This is a genomic window from Allorhizobium borbori (assembly GCF_014196535.1).
GTDB classification, from domain to species: domain Bacteria; phylum Pseudomonadota; class Alphaproteobacteria; order Rhizobiales; family Rhizobiaceae; genus Ectorhizobium; species Ectorhizobium borbori.
In genome coordinates, this window is record NZ_JACIDU010000018.1 from 1 (window position 1) to 14,869 (window position 14,869).

General features: G+C 59.7%; 13 protein-coding genes. 10 read left to right on the forward strand and 3 right to left on the reverse strand.

All coding sequences use genetic code 11. The features are described from left to right. Together GGQ66_RS18610 and GGQ66_RS18615 are read left to right on the forward strand one after the other, a co-directional pair. Positions 1 to 198 (forward strand): Crp/Fnr family transcriptional regulator (locus GGQ66_RS18610; RefSeq protein ID WP_183794438.1); only part of this gene is annotated, 198 nt, incomplete at its 5' end. 103 nt (positions 199 to 301) lie between these two features. Further along, the gene (locus GGQ66_RS18615; protein ID WP_183794440.1) at positions 302 to 739 is read left to right on the forward strand and encodes a pseudoazurin; all 438 of its coding nucleotides are present in this window, start codon (positions 302 to 304) and stop codon (positions 737 to 739) included. A 219-nt stretch (positions 740 to 958) separates the two neighbouring features. Here GGQ66_RS18615 and amaB read toward each other — a convergent pair whose 3' ends face one another. Beyond that, on the reverse strand, positions 959 to 2,491 hold the full coding sequence (gene amaB / locus GGQ66_RS18620) for an L-piperidine-6-carboxylate dehydrogenase (RefSeq protein WP_183794442.1): 1,533 nt from the start codon (positions 2,489 to 2,491) through the stop codon (positions 959 to 961). Positions 2,492 to 2,534: 43 nt separating this feature from the next. Beyond that, positions 2,535 to 3,926 carry a 2-oxoadipate dioxygenase/decarboxylase HglS gene (gene hglS / locus GGQ66_RS18625; protein ID WP_370686389.1) on the reverse strand — a complete coding sequence of 464 codons (1,392 nt, stop codon included), beginning with the start codon at positions 3,924 to 3,926 and terminating at the stop codon, positions 2,535 to 2,537. Positions 3,927 to 4,027: 101 nt separating this feature from the next. On the opposite strand from hglS, the gene GGQ66_RS18630 reads away from it, so the two are divergent. Further along, on the forward strand, positions 4,028 to 4,936 hold the full coding sequence (locus GGQ66_RS18630) for a LysR substrate-binding domain-containing protein (RefSeq protein ID WP_183794601.1): 909 nt from the start codon (positions 4,028 to 4,030) through the stop codon (positions 4,934 to 4,936). Positions 4,937 to 5,231: 295 nt separating this feature from the next. On the opposite strand, the gene GGQ66_RS18635 is transcribed toward GGQ66_RS18630, so the two are convergent. Next, on the reverse strand, positions 5,232 to 6,128 hold the full coding sequence (locus GGQ66_RS18635) for a LysR family transcriptional regulator (protein WP_183794446.1): 897 nt from the start codon (positions 6,126 to 6,128) through the stop codon (positions 5,232 to 5,234). Between the two features lie 107 nt (positions 6,129 to 6,235). On the opposite strand from GGQ66_RS18635, the gene GGQ66_RS18640 reads away from it, so the two are divergent. The 7 genes from GGQ66_RS18640 (at position 6,236) to GGQ66_RS18670 (ending at position 14,848) form a co-directional block, all read left to right on the forward strand. Then, entirely contained in the window at positions 6,236 to 7,318 is a 1,083-nt protein-coding gene (locus GGQ66_RS18640; RefSeq protein WP_183794448.1) for a 4-oxalomesaconate tautomerase, read from the forward strand. 42 nt (positions 7,319 to 7,360) lie between these two features. Next, positions 7,361 to 8,362, forward strand: coding sequence for an ABC transporter substrate-binding protein (locus GGQ66_RS18645; RefSeq protein WP_183794450.1), 1,002 nt, complete (start codon positions 7,361 to 7,363; stop codon positions 8,360 to 8,362). Positions 8,363 to 8,425: 63 nt separating this feature from the next. Further along, positions 8,426 to 9,193 (forward strand): ABC transporter ATP-binding protein, encoded by a 768-nt coding sequence (locus GGQ66_RS18650; RefSeq protein ID WP_370686390.1) that lies wholly within the window; start codon positions 8,426 to 8,428, stop codon positions 9,191 to 9,193. Further along, positions 9,180 to 9,956 (forward strand): ABC transporter permease, encoded by a 777-nt coding sequence (locus GGQ66_RS18655; RefSeq protein ID WP_183794454.1) that lies wholly within the window; start codon positions 9,180 to 9,182, stop codon positions 9,954 to 9,956. The genes GGQ66_RS18650 and GGQ66_RS18655 overlap by 14 nt, the downstream gene beginning before the upstream one ends. Positions 9,957 to 10,594: 638 nt before the next feature. After that, positions 10,595 to 13,024 carry a glucose/quinate/shikimate family membrane-bound PQQ-dependent dehydrogenase gene (locus GGQ66_RS18660; RefSeq protein ID WP_183794457.1) on the forward strand — a complete coding sequence of 810 codons (2,430 nt, stop codon included), beginning with the start codon at positions 10,595 to 10,597 and terminating at the stop codon, positions 13,022 to 13,024. 239 nt (positions 13,025 to 13,263) lie between these two features. Continuing rightward, positions 13,264 to 14,226: a ferric iron reductase gene (locus GGQ66_RS18665; RefSeq protein WP_183794459.1), complete on the forward strand. Its 963-nt coding sequence runs from the start codon at positions 13,264 to 13,266 to the stop codon at positions 14,224 to 14,226. Between the two features lie 127 nt (positions 14,227 to 14,353). Beyond that, positions 14,354 to 14,848: an RNA polymerase sigma factor gene (locus tag GGQ66_RS18670; protein WP_237358993.1), complete on the forward strand. Its 495-nt coding sequence runs from the start codon at positions 14,354 to 14,356 to the stop codon at positions 14,846 to 14,848. Positions 14,849 to 14,869: the final 21 nt, after the last annotated feature.

Below are 14,869 nucleotides of genomic sequence, written 5' to 3' on the forward strand. Positions count from 1 at the left end.
GCCGACGGCATCCGCATCGATTTCCCGATCTCCCGCCAGGATATCGCCGAAATGACCGGCACGACGCTGCACACCGTCTCTCGCATTTTCAGCGCCTGGGAGGCGAAGGGGCTGGTCGAAGGCGGGCGGCAAAAGCTGCTCGTATGCGATGTGACCGGCCTTGAGGCGCTCGCCAGAACCCGTCGGGACAACTCCTGACGGATCGCTGCGCTCTTTGCGAACCGACAAAGAAGCCGCCGGCTGTCGGCTGTATATCCTCCTGCAAAGGGAACGGGATGTTCCCGCCATCAGGAGAACGAACATGAAAATCCGCCACGCCCTTCTCGCTGCCGCTGTTCTTGCCATGGCGGGTCCCGTTGCGGCCGCCGATTTCGAAGTCCACATGCTCAACAAGGGCAAGGACGGTGCGATGGTGTTCGAACCCGCCGGGCTGAAGATTGCCGCGGGCGACAGCGTCACTTTCATCCCGACCGACAAGGGCCACAGTGTTGAATCGATCGATGGCCTGGCGCCGGAAGGAGCCACCAGGTTCAAGGGCGCCCTCAACGAAACCGTCAAGGTCACCTTCGACAAGGCAGGCGCCTATGGTGTGAAATGCACGCCGCATCTGGGCATGGGTATGGTCGCTGCCATCGTCGTGGGTGATGGCGCCCCGGCCAATCTCGAGGCCTTCAGCGCCGCCAAGCTGCCGCCCAAGGCGCGCGAGCGCATGAATGCGGCCCTTGCTTCCGCCAAGTGAAAGACAAGGCAAGATGCGCGGCATTCCCCCGACGCGCCTCTTTACCGGTCACCGTTCTCCCCGGAACGGTGACACCAAAAAGCCCATCCGGTTTCCCGGGTGGGCTTTTTGGTGTCACACATGCCCGGCACTCGGGGTGTTTCAGCCGGCGTTTGCTGAAGAGGCGGGCCGGAAACCCGCCTCTTCAGCTTTCGTGGATACAATCCTGAGCGTCCAGCCTCAGTCGATGTCGAAGGAGACACCCTGTGCAAGCGGCAGCGACTTCGAATAGTTGATGGTGTTGGTAGCGCGGCGCATATAGGCCCGCCAGGCATCGGAGCCGGACTCGCGACCGCCACCGGTTTCCTTTTCACCACCGAAAGCACCACCGATCTCAGCGCCCGAGGTTCCGATGTTCACGTTGGCGATGCCGCAATCGGAACCGTCAGCCGATACGAAGCGCTCGGCTTCGCGCATATCGAGCGTGAAGATCGATGAGGAAAGGCCGGCACCGACCGCATTGTGATCCTGAAGAACCGCGTCAAAGTCGCTGTACTTCATGACATAGAGGATCGGAGCGAAGGTCTCTTCCAGAACCGGACCCTCGTGCTTCGGCATTTCGACGAGCGCCGGCTTGACGTAAAAGGATTCCGCCGTGCCGCAATCGACGCGTTCACCGCCGTGGACGGAGCCACCGTGTTTTTTCGCCTCGGCCAGTGCCTTCTGCATGCCATCGAAGGCAAGCTTGTCGATCAGCGGGCCGACCAATGCCGAACCGTCGAGCGGATTGCCGACGGACACGCTCGCATAGGCTTTCTTCAGGCGCGGAACGAGCTGATCGTAAACGCTTTCATGGACGAAGAGACGGCGCAGCGTCGTGCAGCGTTGTCCGGCGGTACCCATCGCACCGAATGCGATGGCGCGCAGTGCCATGTCGAGGTCGGCCGACGGGCATACGATGCCGCCGTTATTGCCGCCAAGCTCAAGGATGGCGCGGGCGAAGCGCCTGGCGAGACGCGGGCCGACATCGCGTCCCATCCGTGTCGAGCCGGTGGCCGAGACCAGCGGAACCTTCGTGTGATCGACCAGGACTTCACCAACGGCGCGGTCGCCGATCAGCACCTGCGAAAGATTGGCCGGGGCATCGCCGAAACGCTTGATGGCGCGGTCCAGCACGGCGTGAGCGGCGAGTGCGGTCAACGGCGTCTTTTCCGAGGGCTTCCAGACGACGCTGTTGCCGCAGACGAGTGCGAGCGCGGCGTTCCAAGCCCATACGGCGACCGGGAAGTTGAAGGCGGAGATCACGCCGATGACGCCGAGGGGATGCCACGTTTCCATCATGCGGTGGCCGGGACGCTCGGTCGCGATGGTCAGACCGTAGAGCTGACGCGAGAGGCCAACAGCAAAATCACAGATGTCGATCATTTCCTGGACTTCACCGAGCCCTTCGGACGGGATCTTGCCGGCCTCGATGGAAACCAGACGACCAAGGTCGGCCTTTGCGGCGCGAAGTTCCTCGCCGAGCAACCTGACGAGTTCGCCGCGCTTCGGTGCCGGAACCAGCCGCCACTCGCGAAATGCCTTGTCGGCAGCGTCGATGGCCTTTGCCGCATCCTCGGAAGTCACAACCTTGAGATCTCCGGTCTGTTCCCCCGTTACCGGCGAAAACGCGGCAAGGGTGCCGCCCGTGTAGAGGGACGGTTCGACGCCGAGGCGTTCAAGGATCTGGGCCGCTTCGGCGGCAACGGACTTGGGGGTGGCAGAGATGTTCATTTGGGGACTCCTGGTCGGATATCGGATTGGGCCGGTTCAGCAGTCACCGGGCAGCCGCTCTGGTTGCGAGGGTCGCAAGACATGCGTCGATCGATGCTTCTTCAATGCCGGCGTAATGGGCGAACTCGTTGAGAACCTCCGAACCGAGGTCAGCTTCAAAGCGCTTCTGGTTGGGGCTGGCGACAAACTCCTGCTGGGCGCTGTCGCCGAGGTTCGATTGGAAGATGCCCGCCGCACTGACCGGAAGGAAATCCTCGTACACGATCGGGTCGAACTGGACGACGTCCTGGGAAATGAGATCCTCAAGATCCGTGCCGGACGACGCCGGCGCCTTGCCGGTCAGCGAATAGCTGAAGTAGCCCAGCTTTTGCGAGCGGATGGCAGCCCATGTGTCGGGAAAATCCGTAAAGGACAGAGCGAGCGCTTCTTCATATTCCTTCGCGTTCGATCCATCGGCGGCAGGCCGGACGCGCTTGCGGCAGTCATCCAGCAATTTGTCGTAGAGAGCCCGGCCTTTTGGCGTGAGCGCGATACCGCGCTGCTCGATCTCGCCGAAACGCGCGGTATGGGATCCTGTCTCGAACGATCCTCCGGCATCGGGGAAAGACACCGCTTCCTCGAGGGCCTTGAAGGAGGTCTGGCGAAGCAGGATCGGGCATTCGCGAGCCGGCGGCCCTTCGACGACGGCCTTCGGAGCAATGCCGTATTCCGGCATCAGGGCCTGAACTTTGTTGATGTCGAGGGTGCGGGGCGTGAGGTGATTGATATGCGGCCCCTTGAAGGAAACGACGTCAGCAATCAGGCGATGGGCGTCATGCAGACGGTGGTACATCGAGGCGTCAACGCTCGCCTTGTCATGCCAGCGAAATGTCTCGAGCACTTCAGCAACGAAGCGGTTTGCGTCCGCTGCGGAAAGTCCGCCGTTCTTTTCGGCCTTCTCCGTCAGCTCGATCGCACCATCGGTAAAGATCTTGCGCTTGGCAAGAATGCGCTCGGCCTCTTCGCGAAGTCCTTCATCGGCAATCAGGTCCAGACGCAGGAGTGAAGTGAATACACGGAAGGGATTGCGCTTGAGCGCCTCGTCACCGACCGGGCGAAACGCGGTCGAATGGACCGGAACCCCTGCTGTCGAGAGGTCGTAATAGCCGACGGGATACATGCCCATGACCGCGAAGACCCGGCGCATCATCGCCAGCTCGTCAGCGGTGCCAAGCCGGATGGCGCCGTGGCGCTCCTCGGATATGCGCTCGAGATTGTCGGTCGCGGTCAGGCGGCCCTTCAGTTCCGGATTTGCAGCGAGGGTCTCTGCGTTGACCTTCGAGACCAGCGTCATCAACGTCCCGTAGGCCGGCACCTCGTCGCGATACATTGCTGACATCGCGCTTGAGAAAGCCGTACGGATTTCGCTGGAGGAGACATATTCAGTCATGGTAATTACTCCCGACGGAGAATGCGATATTATTCTTGATGCGCACTATAGACGGGTAACCGTCGCCCATGTTGTGAGACATCGGGCTAACTTGATGCCGAAATGGAATAGATGTGAAGAGAAGCCTCGTCCCGGACATCGTCAATCTGCAGGCCTTCGAGTGTGCGGCGCGCCATCAGAATTTCTCGCGCGCCGCAGAGGAACTCAATCTGACCCAGAGCGCGGTCAGCCGGCAGATTGCAGAGCTGGAACAACAGACGGGCGTTCAGCTATTCGAGCGGATCAGGCGCCGTGTCATTCTCTCCGACGCCGGCCGGCGGCTGCTGTCGGATGTCAGGGACCTGCTCGTCCGCTCCGAGCGGCTGATGATTGGCGCCGTGGCTTCCGGCCAGATGAAAGGATCGCTGAGGATCGCGACATTGCCGACCTTCGGGGCGAAATGGCTCGTCCCACGGCTGAAGTCCTTCATCTCCCAACATCCGGATATCGCGATAACAGTCGAGTCCCGCTCGAAACCTTTCAGTTTCTCCGAAGACAGCTTCGATCTTGCCATTCATTTCGGCCAGTCCGCCTGGGCGGGGGGCGTGACCGCGTTTCTTTGCAATGAAACGGTGCTGCCGACAACAAGCCCGGCGCTTGCCGAGCGGATTGCGTGCGGGGAAATCGACTTTCTGCACACAGCACCGCTCCTGCACCTCACGACACGTCCCAAATTGTGGTCCGACTGGTCCCAATGTTGGGCGCAGCCTCTCGAAAATGCATATGCCGGCCTTCGCTTCGACCAGTTTTCGATGCTGACCGCGGCGGCCATTTCCGGATTGGGCGTCGCGTTGCTCCCAACCTATCTCATCGAGGATGAACTTCAGGCCGGAGTGCTCGTGCCGGTCCTCGACGCGCCCATGTCGACGGAGAATGCCTATTATGTAGTCCGGCCCGAGGAAAAACGCACAAACCAGATCGCTGATCTGTTCCAGCAGTGGCTCCTGTCGCAGGTCAGCCAGAATCAGCCCGGCTGACGAGTTTCTGCGGTCAGGCGGGGCAGGACGCTTTTGGTGACCGAAGTTGCCGCTCCCTTCCACCAGGAGCGCGAAAAGCGCTATGGCTTCCGCGACTTTGAGGGCTATGTCGAGCGCGGTCGGCGCTCAACCGTCTTGCCCAGGGAAGTACGGTCGGTTTATTACGGCGGCTCCTTCGTTCCCGTCGCCGGCTTGCTCCCGGCCAGAAGGCCTGTTGTTCTCGAACAGGAGGACACGGCCACATGGGGTCTGTCAGGCTGCGCGGGATATCAGGGCCGGTGCGCCGGGGTTGGGGTTAAGGATTCTTCCAGGTCTTCAACAGCATTTCCACGAACTTTTCGGCGGCAGGAGACAGGACGCTGCTCCGCCTTTGTACGATGCCGATCGTTCGGGACACGACAGGATCTACGATCGGTCGCGTCACAAGGAAAGGATGGTCATCCTGCGGCGTGGCCAATCGCGGCAGAACCGATATCCCAAGTCCGGCCTCCACGAGGCCCAGCGATGTGTTGAGGTGCGTGACCTCATAGAACCATGACAATTTGAGATTGTGTTTCGCGAGCGCGCTGTCAAGAAGCGTCCTGTTGCCGCTCGAGCGGTCGACGACAACCAGCGGGTAGGCCGCCAACTGGTTCCACTCGATTGTTTCGAATGCCGCCAGGGGATGATCTTTTCGCATTGCCAGCACGAACGGGTCATCGATGAGCGGTTCGAATGAAAGCTCGGGATCGGAATTGCCCATCAGGTTTATGCCGAACTCGACCTCGCCCCTCGCAACCGCCTGCAGACCCTCATTGGCCGTAAGGTCTCTGATTCGCAGTCTGATGTGGGGATATTGCTGGCTAAAGGTCCTGATGACGGTGGGAAGAAAGTAGAAAGCGGCCGTGGGCACGCAGGCCATGGTGATAAGCCCTCGCCGTTGCGCGCCGTCCTTCATGGCAAAAAGGGATCCGTCAAATTCCTCCAGCATGCGCCGAACGAGCGGCATGACCTCCTGCCCCATGGCTGTGGGAGCCACGTGGCGTGTTGTCCGTTCCAGAAGCGGGGCCCCGATGGCCTGCTCCAGTTTCTGGATGCGGCGGGTGAGCGCCGGTTGCGAAATGTGTAATGCGTCGGCGGCTCTGTGGAAGCTTTCCAGCTCAACCACAGCTTGAAAAGCCCTCAGGTCGAGAATTTCGCAATTGATGCTCATTTCGCAATAATACCTCCGAACATTGCATTTAACAGATTATACTTCTTTCCTCATATTGCAACAACACGGCGCATTGATCCGCCTTATGCAAGATTGAGGTTACCCACATGAATGATCTACTCAAGATACCCTGTGTGCTGATGCGCGGCGGAACATCTCGTGGGCCGTTCTTTCTGGCATCCGATCTTCCCCGTGATCAAGCTGAACGGGATGCTGCTCTTCTGTCCATCATGGGGTCGGGGCATCCTCTGCAGATCGACGGCATTGGCGGCGGCAATCCCGTAACGTCCAAAGTGGCGATCATCGGTCCTTCGTCCGTCAAGGGCGCTGATATCGACTATCTTTTCGCCCAGGTTCGTACCGACCGGCAATATGTTGATTATTCGCCCAATTGCGGGAACATGCTGGCAGCGGTCGGTCCCTTTGCGATTGAGGCTGGGCTCGTTGAGGCTCAGGGTAACGACACGCTGGTGCGCATTCATAACGTCAATACCGGCAAGCTGATCGAGGCGAAGGTGCCGACACGCGGCCGTGAGGTGATCTATCTCGGTGACGCTTCGATCGATGGTGTGCCGGGCCTTGCGGCGCCCATTGCCCTGACGTTCATGGATGCCGCCGGTGCAAAAACCGGCAAGCTGCTGCCCACCGGCAAAGCCGTCGACATGATAGACGGCGTGGCGGTAACGGCCATCGATTGCGCCATTCCGATGGTGATGATGCGCGCCGCCGATCTTGGCGTGACGGGTTATGAGGAGCCGCAGGCGCTCACCGCCAACCGCGCCCTTATCGAGCGCATGGGTCGCATCCGCGCTGAAGCCGGCAAGCTGATGGGCATGGGCGACGTGACCGACATGGTTATTCCAAAGCCTGTGCTCGTTGCACCGGCGCGCAAAGGCGGTACTCTTTCGGTCCGGTATTTCATGCCGAACGATTGTCATCCCGCCCTGGCTACGACTGGCGCTGTCGGCATCGCAACTGCGGCCGTTACCGAAGGCTCCATTGTCTATGACCTGGCGGGACGTCTTTCCGTACCAACCCAGATCCGCATCGAACATCCTGCGGGATGCCTCGACGTGCAGCTTGAAATACGAAACGGTGCAGTCACCGCCGGGCTTGTGAGGACTGCCCGGAGACTTTTCGAAGGCTTCGCCTTCGCCAAGCCAATCGCTGCAATTGAAGACGCCGCCTAGACGACAATACTTTCACAATCACGAAACGGGGAGGAGACCCTTATGCGTAAATATTTGCTTGCAACCGCAGCGCTGTGTGCGCTGGCAGCATCCGCCAATGCCGAATCCGTCAGAATGAGCGTAGGTTCCTACAATCTCAACAACCTGCCGTTCCCTGTCGCTGCCAGCCTCGGCTTCTACAAGGATGAGGGGCTCGATGTGACGACCGAGAACTTCGCCCAGGGCGGGTCCAAGGTGCTGCAGGCGCTGGTTGCCGGTTCCACCGACGTCGCTGTCGGCTTCTACGATCACACGATCCAGATGCAGTCGCAGAACAAGCATGTGGTCGGCTTCGTGCAGCTCGCCCGCAATTCCGGCCTTGTCCTCGCCGGGAAGAACGACACCGACTTCGACCCGGCCAAGCCGGAAACGATCAAGGGCAAGAAGGTCGGCATCACGTCGCCGGGCTCTTCCTCTGACTTCTTCATCCGTTACTACATGAAGCAGCACAATCTCAGCGACAACGACATTTCCATCATCGGTGTCGGTTCGGGTGCTGCCGCCGTGGCTGCCCTGCAGCAGGGCAAGATCGATCTGCTCGTCAACTACGACCCTGCCGCAACCATCGTCGTGGAGCGTGGGCTGGGCAAGATCCTCATCGATGCCCGTAGCGATCAGGGTGCCAAGGATGTCTATGGCGGGATCTATCCGACCTCCGTCCTTTACGCCACGCAGGATTACATCAATGCCAATCCCGAAGTGATCCAGAAGGTCACCAATGCGACGGTTCGCGCGCTGCACTGGATGAAGCAGCACTCCGCCGAAGAGATCGTGGAAAAGCTTCCCGATGATTACGTCTCCGGCGACAAGCAGACCTACATCAAGGCCGTTGAGGCCGCCAAGGCCATCTTCTCCGAAGACGGCAAGTTCGAGCCTGCCGACCTGCAAACGCCGCTGGCCGTTCTGAAGAGCTTCAACGAGGCCGTTGCCAAAGCGACGATCGATCTCAACACCACCTACACCAACAAGTTCGTCGAGGTTGCTGCCTCGAAGGCCGGAAACTGAGGATTTGCGATGTCTTCGCCAGTGAGAAAGCTAGAGCCCGTGACGGAACTTAAACCCCAGCCGATGGTTGCCATCGATGATGTCACCATGGCGTTCGGTGCGTTCGTCGCCGTCCAGAACGTCAACCTGAAAGTCGGTGATGGAGAGTTTCTTTCCATCGTCGGTCCGACCGGGTGCGGAAAATCCACCATTCTCAACGCCATTGCTGGCCTGTTGAAGCCCGCACAGGGCAAGGTGTCTATCGATGGCACGACCGTTCAGGGCGTGCAGAACAACATCGGCTATCTTTTCCAGCAGGACGCGCTTCTGCCCTGGAAAACGGCGTTTCAGAACGTCGAACTCGGCCTCATGTTCCGCGGCGTCCCTGAAGAGGAGCGGCGCGCCAAGGTGACAGTCTGGCTTGAAAAGGTCGGCCTGAAAGGCTTCGGAGACCGCTTCCCGCATCAGCTTTCGGGCGGACAGCGCAAGCGCGTGCAGATGGCGCAGGCCCTGATCACCGAGCCGAAGGTCATCCTGATGGATGAACCCTTCTCCGCGCTGGATATCCATACCCGCCACCTGATGCAGAATGAACTGCTGCGTCTGTGGCAGGAAGACCGCCGTGCGGTGGTCATGATCACCCACGATCTGGAAGAGGCGATCGCGCTCGGAGACCGTGTCGTAGTTCTCGCTGCCGGCCCGAAGAGCCGCGTCATCGAAAGCTTCCCTGTCGATCTCGAACGGCCCCGCAACGTCGCCGAAATCAAGCTCGATTCCAAATTCATGACGCTCTATCGCGATATCTGGGCGTCCCTGCGTGGCGAAGTGGAGAAAAGCTATGCAAGCCGTTAATATTCGTATCATCCAGGTTGTTCTCCTGGTCGTGCTTCTGGGTGGATGGCAGCTTGGCGTTACCTCCGGTGCCATCGACCGGTTCTTCTTCCCGGCTCCTTATGACATCGTCAAGCAGGTGATCGCCTGGGTCGCTGATACCGGCTTTTACAAGCATGTCGGCATTACCCTCAGCGAAACGGTGCTTGGTTACATCATCGGCACGGGTCTGGGCGTCGGCGCCGGCGTCTGGCTTGGTCTCAGCCCCTTTGTTGCCCGCGTGCTCGATCCGTTCATCAAGGCAGTGAACGCCATTCCGCGCGTCGTTCTGGCTCCGATCTTCGTTCTCTGGCTCGGTCTTGGCCTGTGGTCGAAGGTTGCGCTGGCCGTCACGCTCGTCTTCTTCGTCACCTTCTTCAATGCGATGCAGGGTGTGCGCGAAGTGAACCCGGTCGTGCTGTCGAATACCCGCATCCTTGGCGCCAAGCGCTCGGATCTGCTGCGCCACGTCTACTTCCCGGCTGCTGCCAGCTGGATCCTGTCGTCACTGCGCACCTCCGTCGGCTTTGCAGTGGTCGGCGCGATCATCGGCGAATATCTCGGTGCGTCCGCCGGTCTCGGCTACCTGATTGCCCGCTCTGAAGGTAATTTCGATGCTGTCGGCGTCTTCGCAGGCATCATCATCCTGGCGATCTTCGTTCTCATCATCGATCTCATCCTCGATGTCGCAGAAAAGAAGCTGATCACATGGCGACCGAATGCGGGTGAGGAGCGGCCTGCATAGGGTTTCCGACCAAGAAATCCCATCAAGGGACCGGCCCGTCGGCCGGTCCTTCCTGTTGGGTGGCTTTCACACTGGCGTATCAAACGGGAGCAATATGCTCGCAGTTGCGGCACTTGGTGTCGTGGGCCTGCACGCGCATGTGAAAACCTTTGTGAGAGCGCTCAACCCAACGATAATTCGCCGAATGATCAACGGGGATGTCTCATCCGTCCGTCATCTGTTCACGGTCGCAGTAGCCTCAAAGCGGCGCTACCAGCGACCGGTCCCCAAGGCCACCTCGCCCTGAAAATGACGCCATTTGGACCGACAGTCTGCTTAGCGAAGTCGCTCATCAAAAGCATTGCCGGTCATCACCGGCTCTCTTGCCCGCATCAGCGGATGATTTTTTGATACTTGTCAAATTTGTGGCAGTGGCCGATAAGGCAAGCAGGCAAGATTGCCTCCGGCTATCGCGTGAGGGAGGGCGCCATATCCGGTGATCAAACAATAAAAATCCGCCTGGACGGTTCCAAATAACGGAATCTTCCACATATTTCCTAGCCGGACGACAATGAGCCATCGACAGTGCGAATCTTCTTTCGGGTTGAGGCAACCGTTCCTTGTTTGTCGTTTCGATCGGCTTTCAAAGGAGTAGTTTTATGGCTCAACAGAAGGGCTCTATCTCAGCGATCGCCAAGGCCTGGCTGATCCTGCTGGGCGCCGTGCTTATTCTTGCCGGTCTTTTTCTGGCCGTCGGGGGCACGAAGCTCGTTTCGCTCGGTGGCAGCTGGTATTTCGCCATCACGGGCGTCGCCGTTGTTCTTTCCGGCGTCCTCGTGCTCATCCGTCGCCCTGCAGGTGGCGTCCTCTTCGTCATCGTCACGGTCCTGACTGCCATCTGGGCGGTGTGGGATGCCAATCTTGAATTCTGGCCGCTGATCTCGCGCCTGCTCGCCTTCGGCATCGGCTGCACCGTCACGCTGGCATCGCTGCCGCTGCTGCGCAAGGCGCAGGGTCTTGCACCCCATTACGGCGCGGCGCTTGGCCTTGCCGCTATCACCGCACTTGCATCGGCTGCGGGTGTGGCCGGAATGTTCCTGCCGCACCCCTCCGTTCCCTTTGCTGGCACGCCGATTGCCCGTACGCCGGTCAAGCCCGAGGACGAGCAGAAGAACTGGGAGCATTACGGTAACACCTCGGGCGGCAGCCGCTTTGCCGCGCTCGATCAGATCAACGCGGACAATGTCAAAAACCTGACCGTCGCCTGGACCTTCCACACCGGCGATACGCCGATCAGCCCCGGCAACAACGGCGCGGAAGACCAGGAAACGCCGCTGCAGGTCGGCGAGAAGCTGTTCATCTGCACGCCGCACAACAATGTCATCGCAGTGGACATCGACAGCGGCAAGCAGATCTGGAAGGCAGACATCAACGCCAAATCCTCCGTCTGGATGCGTTGCCGCGGCCTTGCCTATTTTGACGCGACCCGCTCGCTGGAGCAGCCGACCGTACCGGGCTCCACGCCGGTTACCGATGTCGCCGTCGCACCCGGCGCGCTTTGCCAGCGCCGTATCCTGATGAACACCATCCAGGCCGAGCTGATCGCGCTCGACGCCGACACCGGCGCTTTTTGCCCGGATTTCGGCCAGAATGGCCGGGTTGATCTGAAGGTCGGCATGGGCGATGCGCCTGATCCGCAATATGTGCTGACATCCGCGCCGACCCTTGCCGGCACCACGGTTGTTGTCGGTGGTCGAATTGCCGACAACGTGCAGGTGGATATGCCTGGCGGTGTCATGCGCGGCTTCGACGTGATCACGGGCGAACTGCGCTGGGCATTTGACCCGGGCAACCCCGAGATCACCAAGCTTCCGCCCCCGGGCCAGAGCTATACGCGTTCGACCCCGAACGTCTGGGCGGCCATGTCCTATGATCCGGCTTCCAACACGGTCTTCATGCCGGTCGGCAGCCCTTCGGTTGATCTTTATGGCGCGACCCGCACGGCACTCGATCACAAGTATGGCGCATCCATGCTGGCGCTCGATGCCACGACGGGCCGTGAAAAGTGGGTCTACCAGACCGTTCACAACGACCTCTGGGACTTCGATGTGCCCATGCAGCCTTCCTTCGTCGATTTCCCGAAGGCGGATGGCAGCAAGGTTCCGGCGCTGGTGTTCGGCACCAAGGCCGGTCAGCTCTACGTGCTGGACCGCCAAACCGGTCAGCCGCTGACAGAGGTCAAGGAAATCCCGGTCAAGCCCGCCAACATTCCGAACGAGCCCTATTCGCTGACGCAGCCGCTTTCGGTCGGCATGCCGCAGATCGGAACGGGTCCCTTGACCGAAGCGGATATGTGGGGCGCTACGCCGTTTGACCAGCTTCTTTGCCGCATCGCCTTCAAGTCGATGCGCTATGAGGGGCTTTACACGGCGCCGGGCACCGACACCTCGTTGGCCTTCCCCGGCTCGCTGGGCGGCATGAACTGGGGCGGCCTTTCCACTGATCCGGTCAACAACCTTATCTTCGTCAACGATATGCGTGTTGGCCTGTGGGTGAAGATGCAGGATGCAGCGCCGTCGAACAAGACGTCGAACGGCGGTGAGAGCGTCAATACCGGCATGGGCCTCGTGCCGATGAAGGGGACGCCCTACGCGGTTTTGAAGGATCGCTTCCTGTCTGCTGCGGGCATCCCCTGCCAGAAGCCTCCGTTCGGTACGCTGACCGCGGTGGATATGAAAACGCAGAAGATTGTCTGGCAGGTGCCGGTTGGCACGGTGATGGATCAGGGCCCGCTCGGCATCAAGATGGGCATGCCTATTCCGATCGGCATGCCGACGCTTGGCGGCACGCTTGCCACCCAGGGCGGTCTGGTGTTCATCGCCGGCACGCAGGATTACTACCTGCGCGCCTACAACTCCGCTACCGGCGAAGAAGCATGGAAGGCCCGTCTGCCGGTCGGCAGCCAGGGTGGCCCGATGACCTTCAAGTCGCCGAAGACCGGTAAGCAGTACGTGGTGATTTCCGCAGGTGGCGCTCGCCAGTCTCTGGATCGCGGCGATTATGTGATCGCTTACGCGCTGCCGGAATAACGCGTTCTGCTCAGAACAAGGAAAAGCCGCCCGGAGATTGTCTCCGGGCGGTTCATATTTTTGGCCCCTCGCCAGATCACGTATTTGAACGCTGTCTTCGAGACGGATCACGGCAAATCGAAGCAGCCTGTCAAGCCGGTGCCCCGTCATTGAGAGGAAGGGCGCTGTCCGGATAAAGTTTTGCCTTTCGTGAGGGCAACGCGCTTCGCCAGACGTTATTCGTATGGATACATTATGTCATGAATGAACTTGCCGCCCGGGACTGTGGTTCGGTGAGGCGTTCAGCGGGCTGGGGCAGCACTTTGGATTTTGCCGATCACGTTAGTCATCCTTTGAAAGAGGCGCTGGATTGCCAAGGTTCTTTCCATCATGAATTTCGTGTGGAATATGGAAAGATCGAAGCAGGCTGGACGACGGCGTGCGCATTTTTTGATGACGCCAAGGCTATCGATGACTTCCTGGCGTATGAGCGCTCGTATCACAGTCATATGGATGACAAGACCTGCGCGGCGTTGATGATAATCGATTACTGCTATGTACTTATGTTTGCGACGATCCCGCTCGTTGCCCAGTCAGGCATTGTTCCCGACCTTGCTCCGGAACAGATCGCATTGCGGATTTTCACCGATAACCAAGAACACGATGGCGAGATGCACAAGGTTCGTCGCGCCGATATCCGCTACCTTTCCTCCCGGTTTTCGACCGATCGGCCAGCGTCTGGCCGTCATCGCGATGCGACACTGCTGTGCAGCCGCGAGGAACTTTGCGACAGGTACCGGATTGAGATCGAGAGGCATCTCTCGCCGCTGGTCGACGGTCTGTTCAAGAGAGCCGGTCTCGCACGGCCGGCTTTGTGGAGATTGGTCGCAGATGCCGTTGCCGGTCGATGGCTGGAGGTGGGGCGGCTGCTTGGCCAAATGGATCAGGCGCGGGCAGACGCCATGCGCGTCGTGAAGCAAGCCGGTTCTCCCCTCTATAACAAGCAACTGCATTTCTTCGACCTGACCTTGCATGACGATCATCGAAAGCCGCTCGGTTCCTGGACGTTTCGGGCAAGAGGCGGCTGTTGTCGGTATTATACCGTGGTGGAGGGCGCATTATGCTCGACCTGTGTTCTGAAAAAGCCGGAGACGCGTGACGCCGAACTGCTTGAGACAATGCGCAAACACGTCGCGCGGCTCGCGGCCGGACAGCGAACGTGACGATGATGTTTCACGGCAACAGCGTGCTCGGAAACCTGGTGAATGCGGAATTTAACTTGATTTTTTAATTCCAGTTTTAGCATATGTGATCAAATGGATTTTGGGACATGAGCGTTGCGTGGTCGAAATGGGGACAAGCAGATCCAGCGAAATCGAGAGGCTCTACAATTCGGAGCGCCGACGGCTCGAACGCATGGTCACCCGGAAAGTCGGCCCTGTTCAGGCTTCCGACGTGGTTCAGGACGTTTTTACGCGTATCTGGGAAAAGGCAAAGGAACACGTTGTCCTGACGCCTTCCTATCTCAGCCGTTGCGCCAGCAACTCGGCGATCGATCAACTGCGCGTGGAGAAACGTCACCAGAGCCTCGCGGAGAAGATCACGGCCGACCAATATGCCGCGCCGGTCGCCACCCCCCTTCAGATTGTTGAAGCCCAGGACGGTATCCGTCATCTCGACGCCATCATTCGACATTTGCCGGAGCGGACCCGTCATATCTTTCTTTTGAATCGCGTTCATGGTTGCACCTATCAGGAAATCGCCGCCACGATGGGCCTGACCTACATCATGGTGGAGCGCGAAATGGCGAAAGCTCTGGTTGCCTGCCGAGAAGGCTTCAAATAACGCTCCCGGCATGAGGGTGTT

Coding starts and splice junctions, on each gene's coding strand:
- GGQ66_RS18615 (WP_183794440.1), top strand. CDS start 302: ATGAAAATCCGCCACGCCCTTCTCGCTGCCGCTGTTCTTGCCATGGCG.
- amaB (WP_183794442.1), bottom strand. CDS start 2,491: ATGAACATCTCTGCCACCCCCAAGTCCGTTGCCGCCGAAGCGGCCCAG.
- GGQ66_RS18635 (WP_183794446.1), bottom strand. CDS start 6,128: ATGAGCATCAATTGCGAAATTCTCGACCTGAGGGCTTTTCAAGCTGTG.
- GGQ66_RS18640 (WP_183794448.1), top strand. CDS start 6,236: ATGAATGATCTACTCAAGATACCCTGTGTGCTGATGCGCGGCGGAACA.
- GGQ66_RS18645 (WP_183794450.1), top strand. CDS start 7,361: ATGCGTAAATATTTGCTTGCAACCGCAGCGCTGTGTGCGCTGGCAGCA.
- GGQ66_RS18650 (WP_370686390.1), top strand. CDS start 8,426: ATGGTTGCCATCGATGATGTCACCATGGCGTTCGGTGCGTTCGTCGCC.
- GGQ66_RS18655 (WP_183794454.1), top strand. CDS start 9,180: ATGCAAGCCGTTAATATTCGTATCATCCAGGTTGTTCTCCTGGTCGTG.
- GGQ66_RS18660 (WP_183794457.1), top strand. CDS start 10,595: ATGGCTCAACAGAAGGGCTCTATCTCAGCGATCGCCAAGGCCTGGCTG.
- GGQ66_RS18665 (WP_183794459.1), top strand. CDS start 13,264: ATGAATGAACTTGCCGCCCGGGACTGTGGTTCGGTGAGGCGTTCAGCG.
- GGQ66_RS18670 (WP_237358993.1), top strand. CDS start 14,354: ATGGGGACAAGCAGATCCAGCGAAATCGAGAGGCTCTACAATTCGGAG.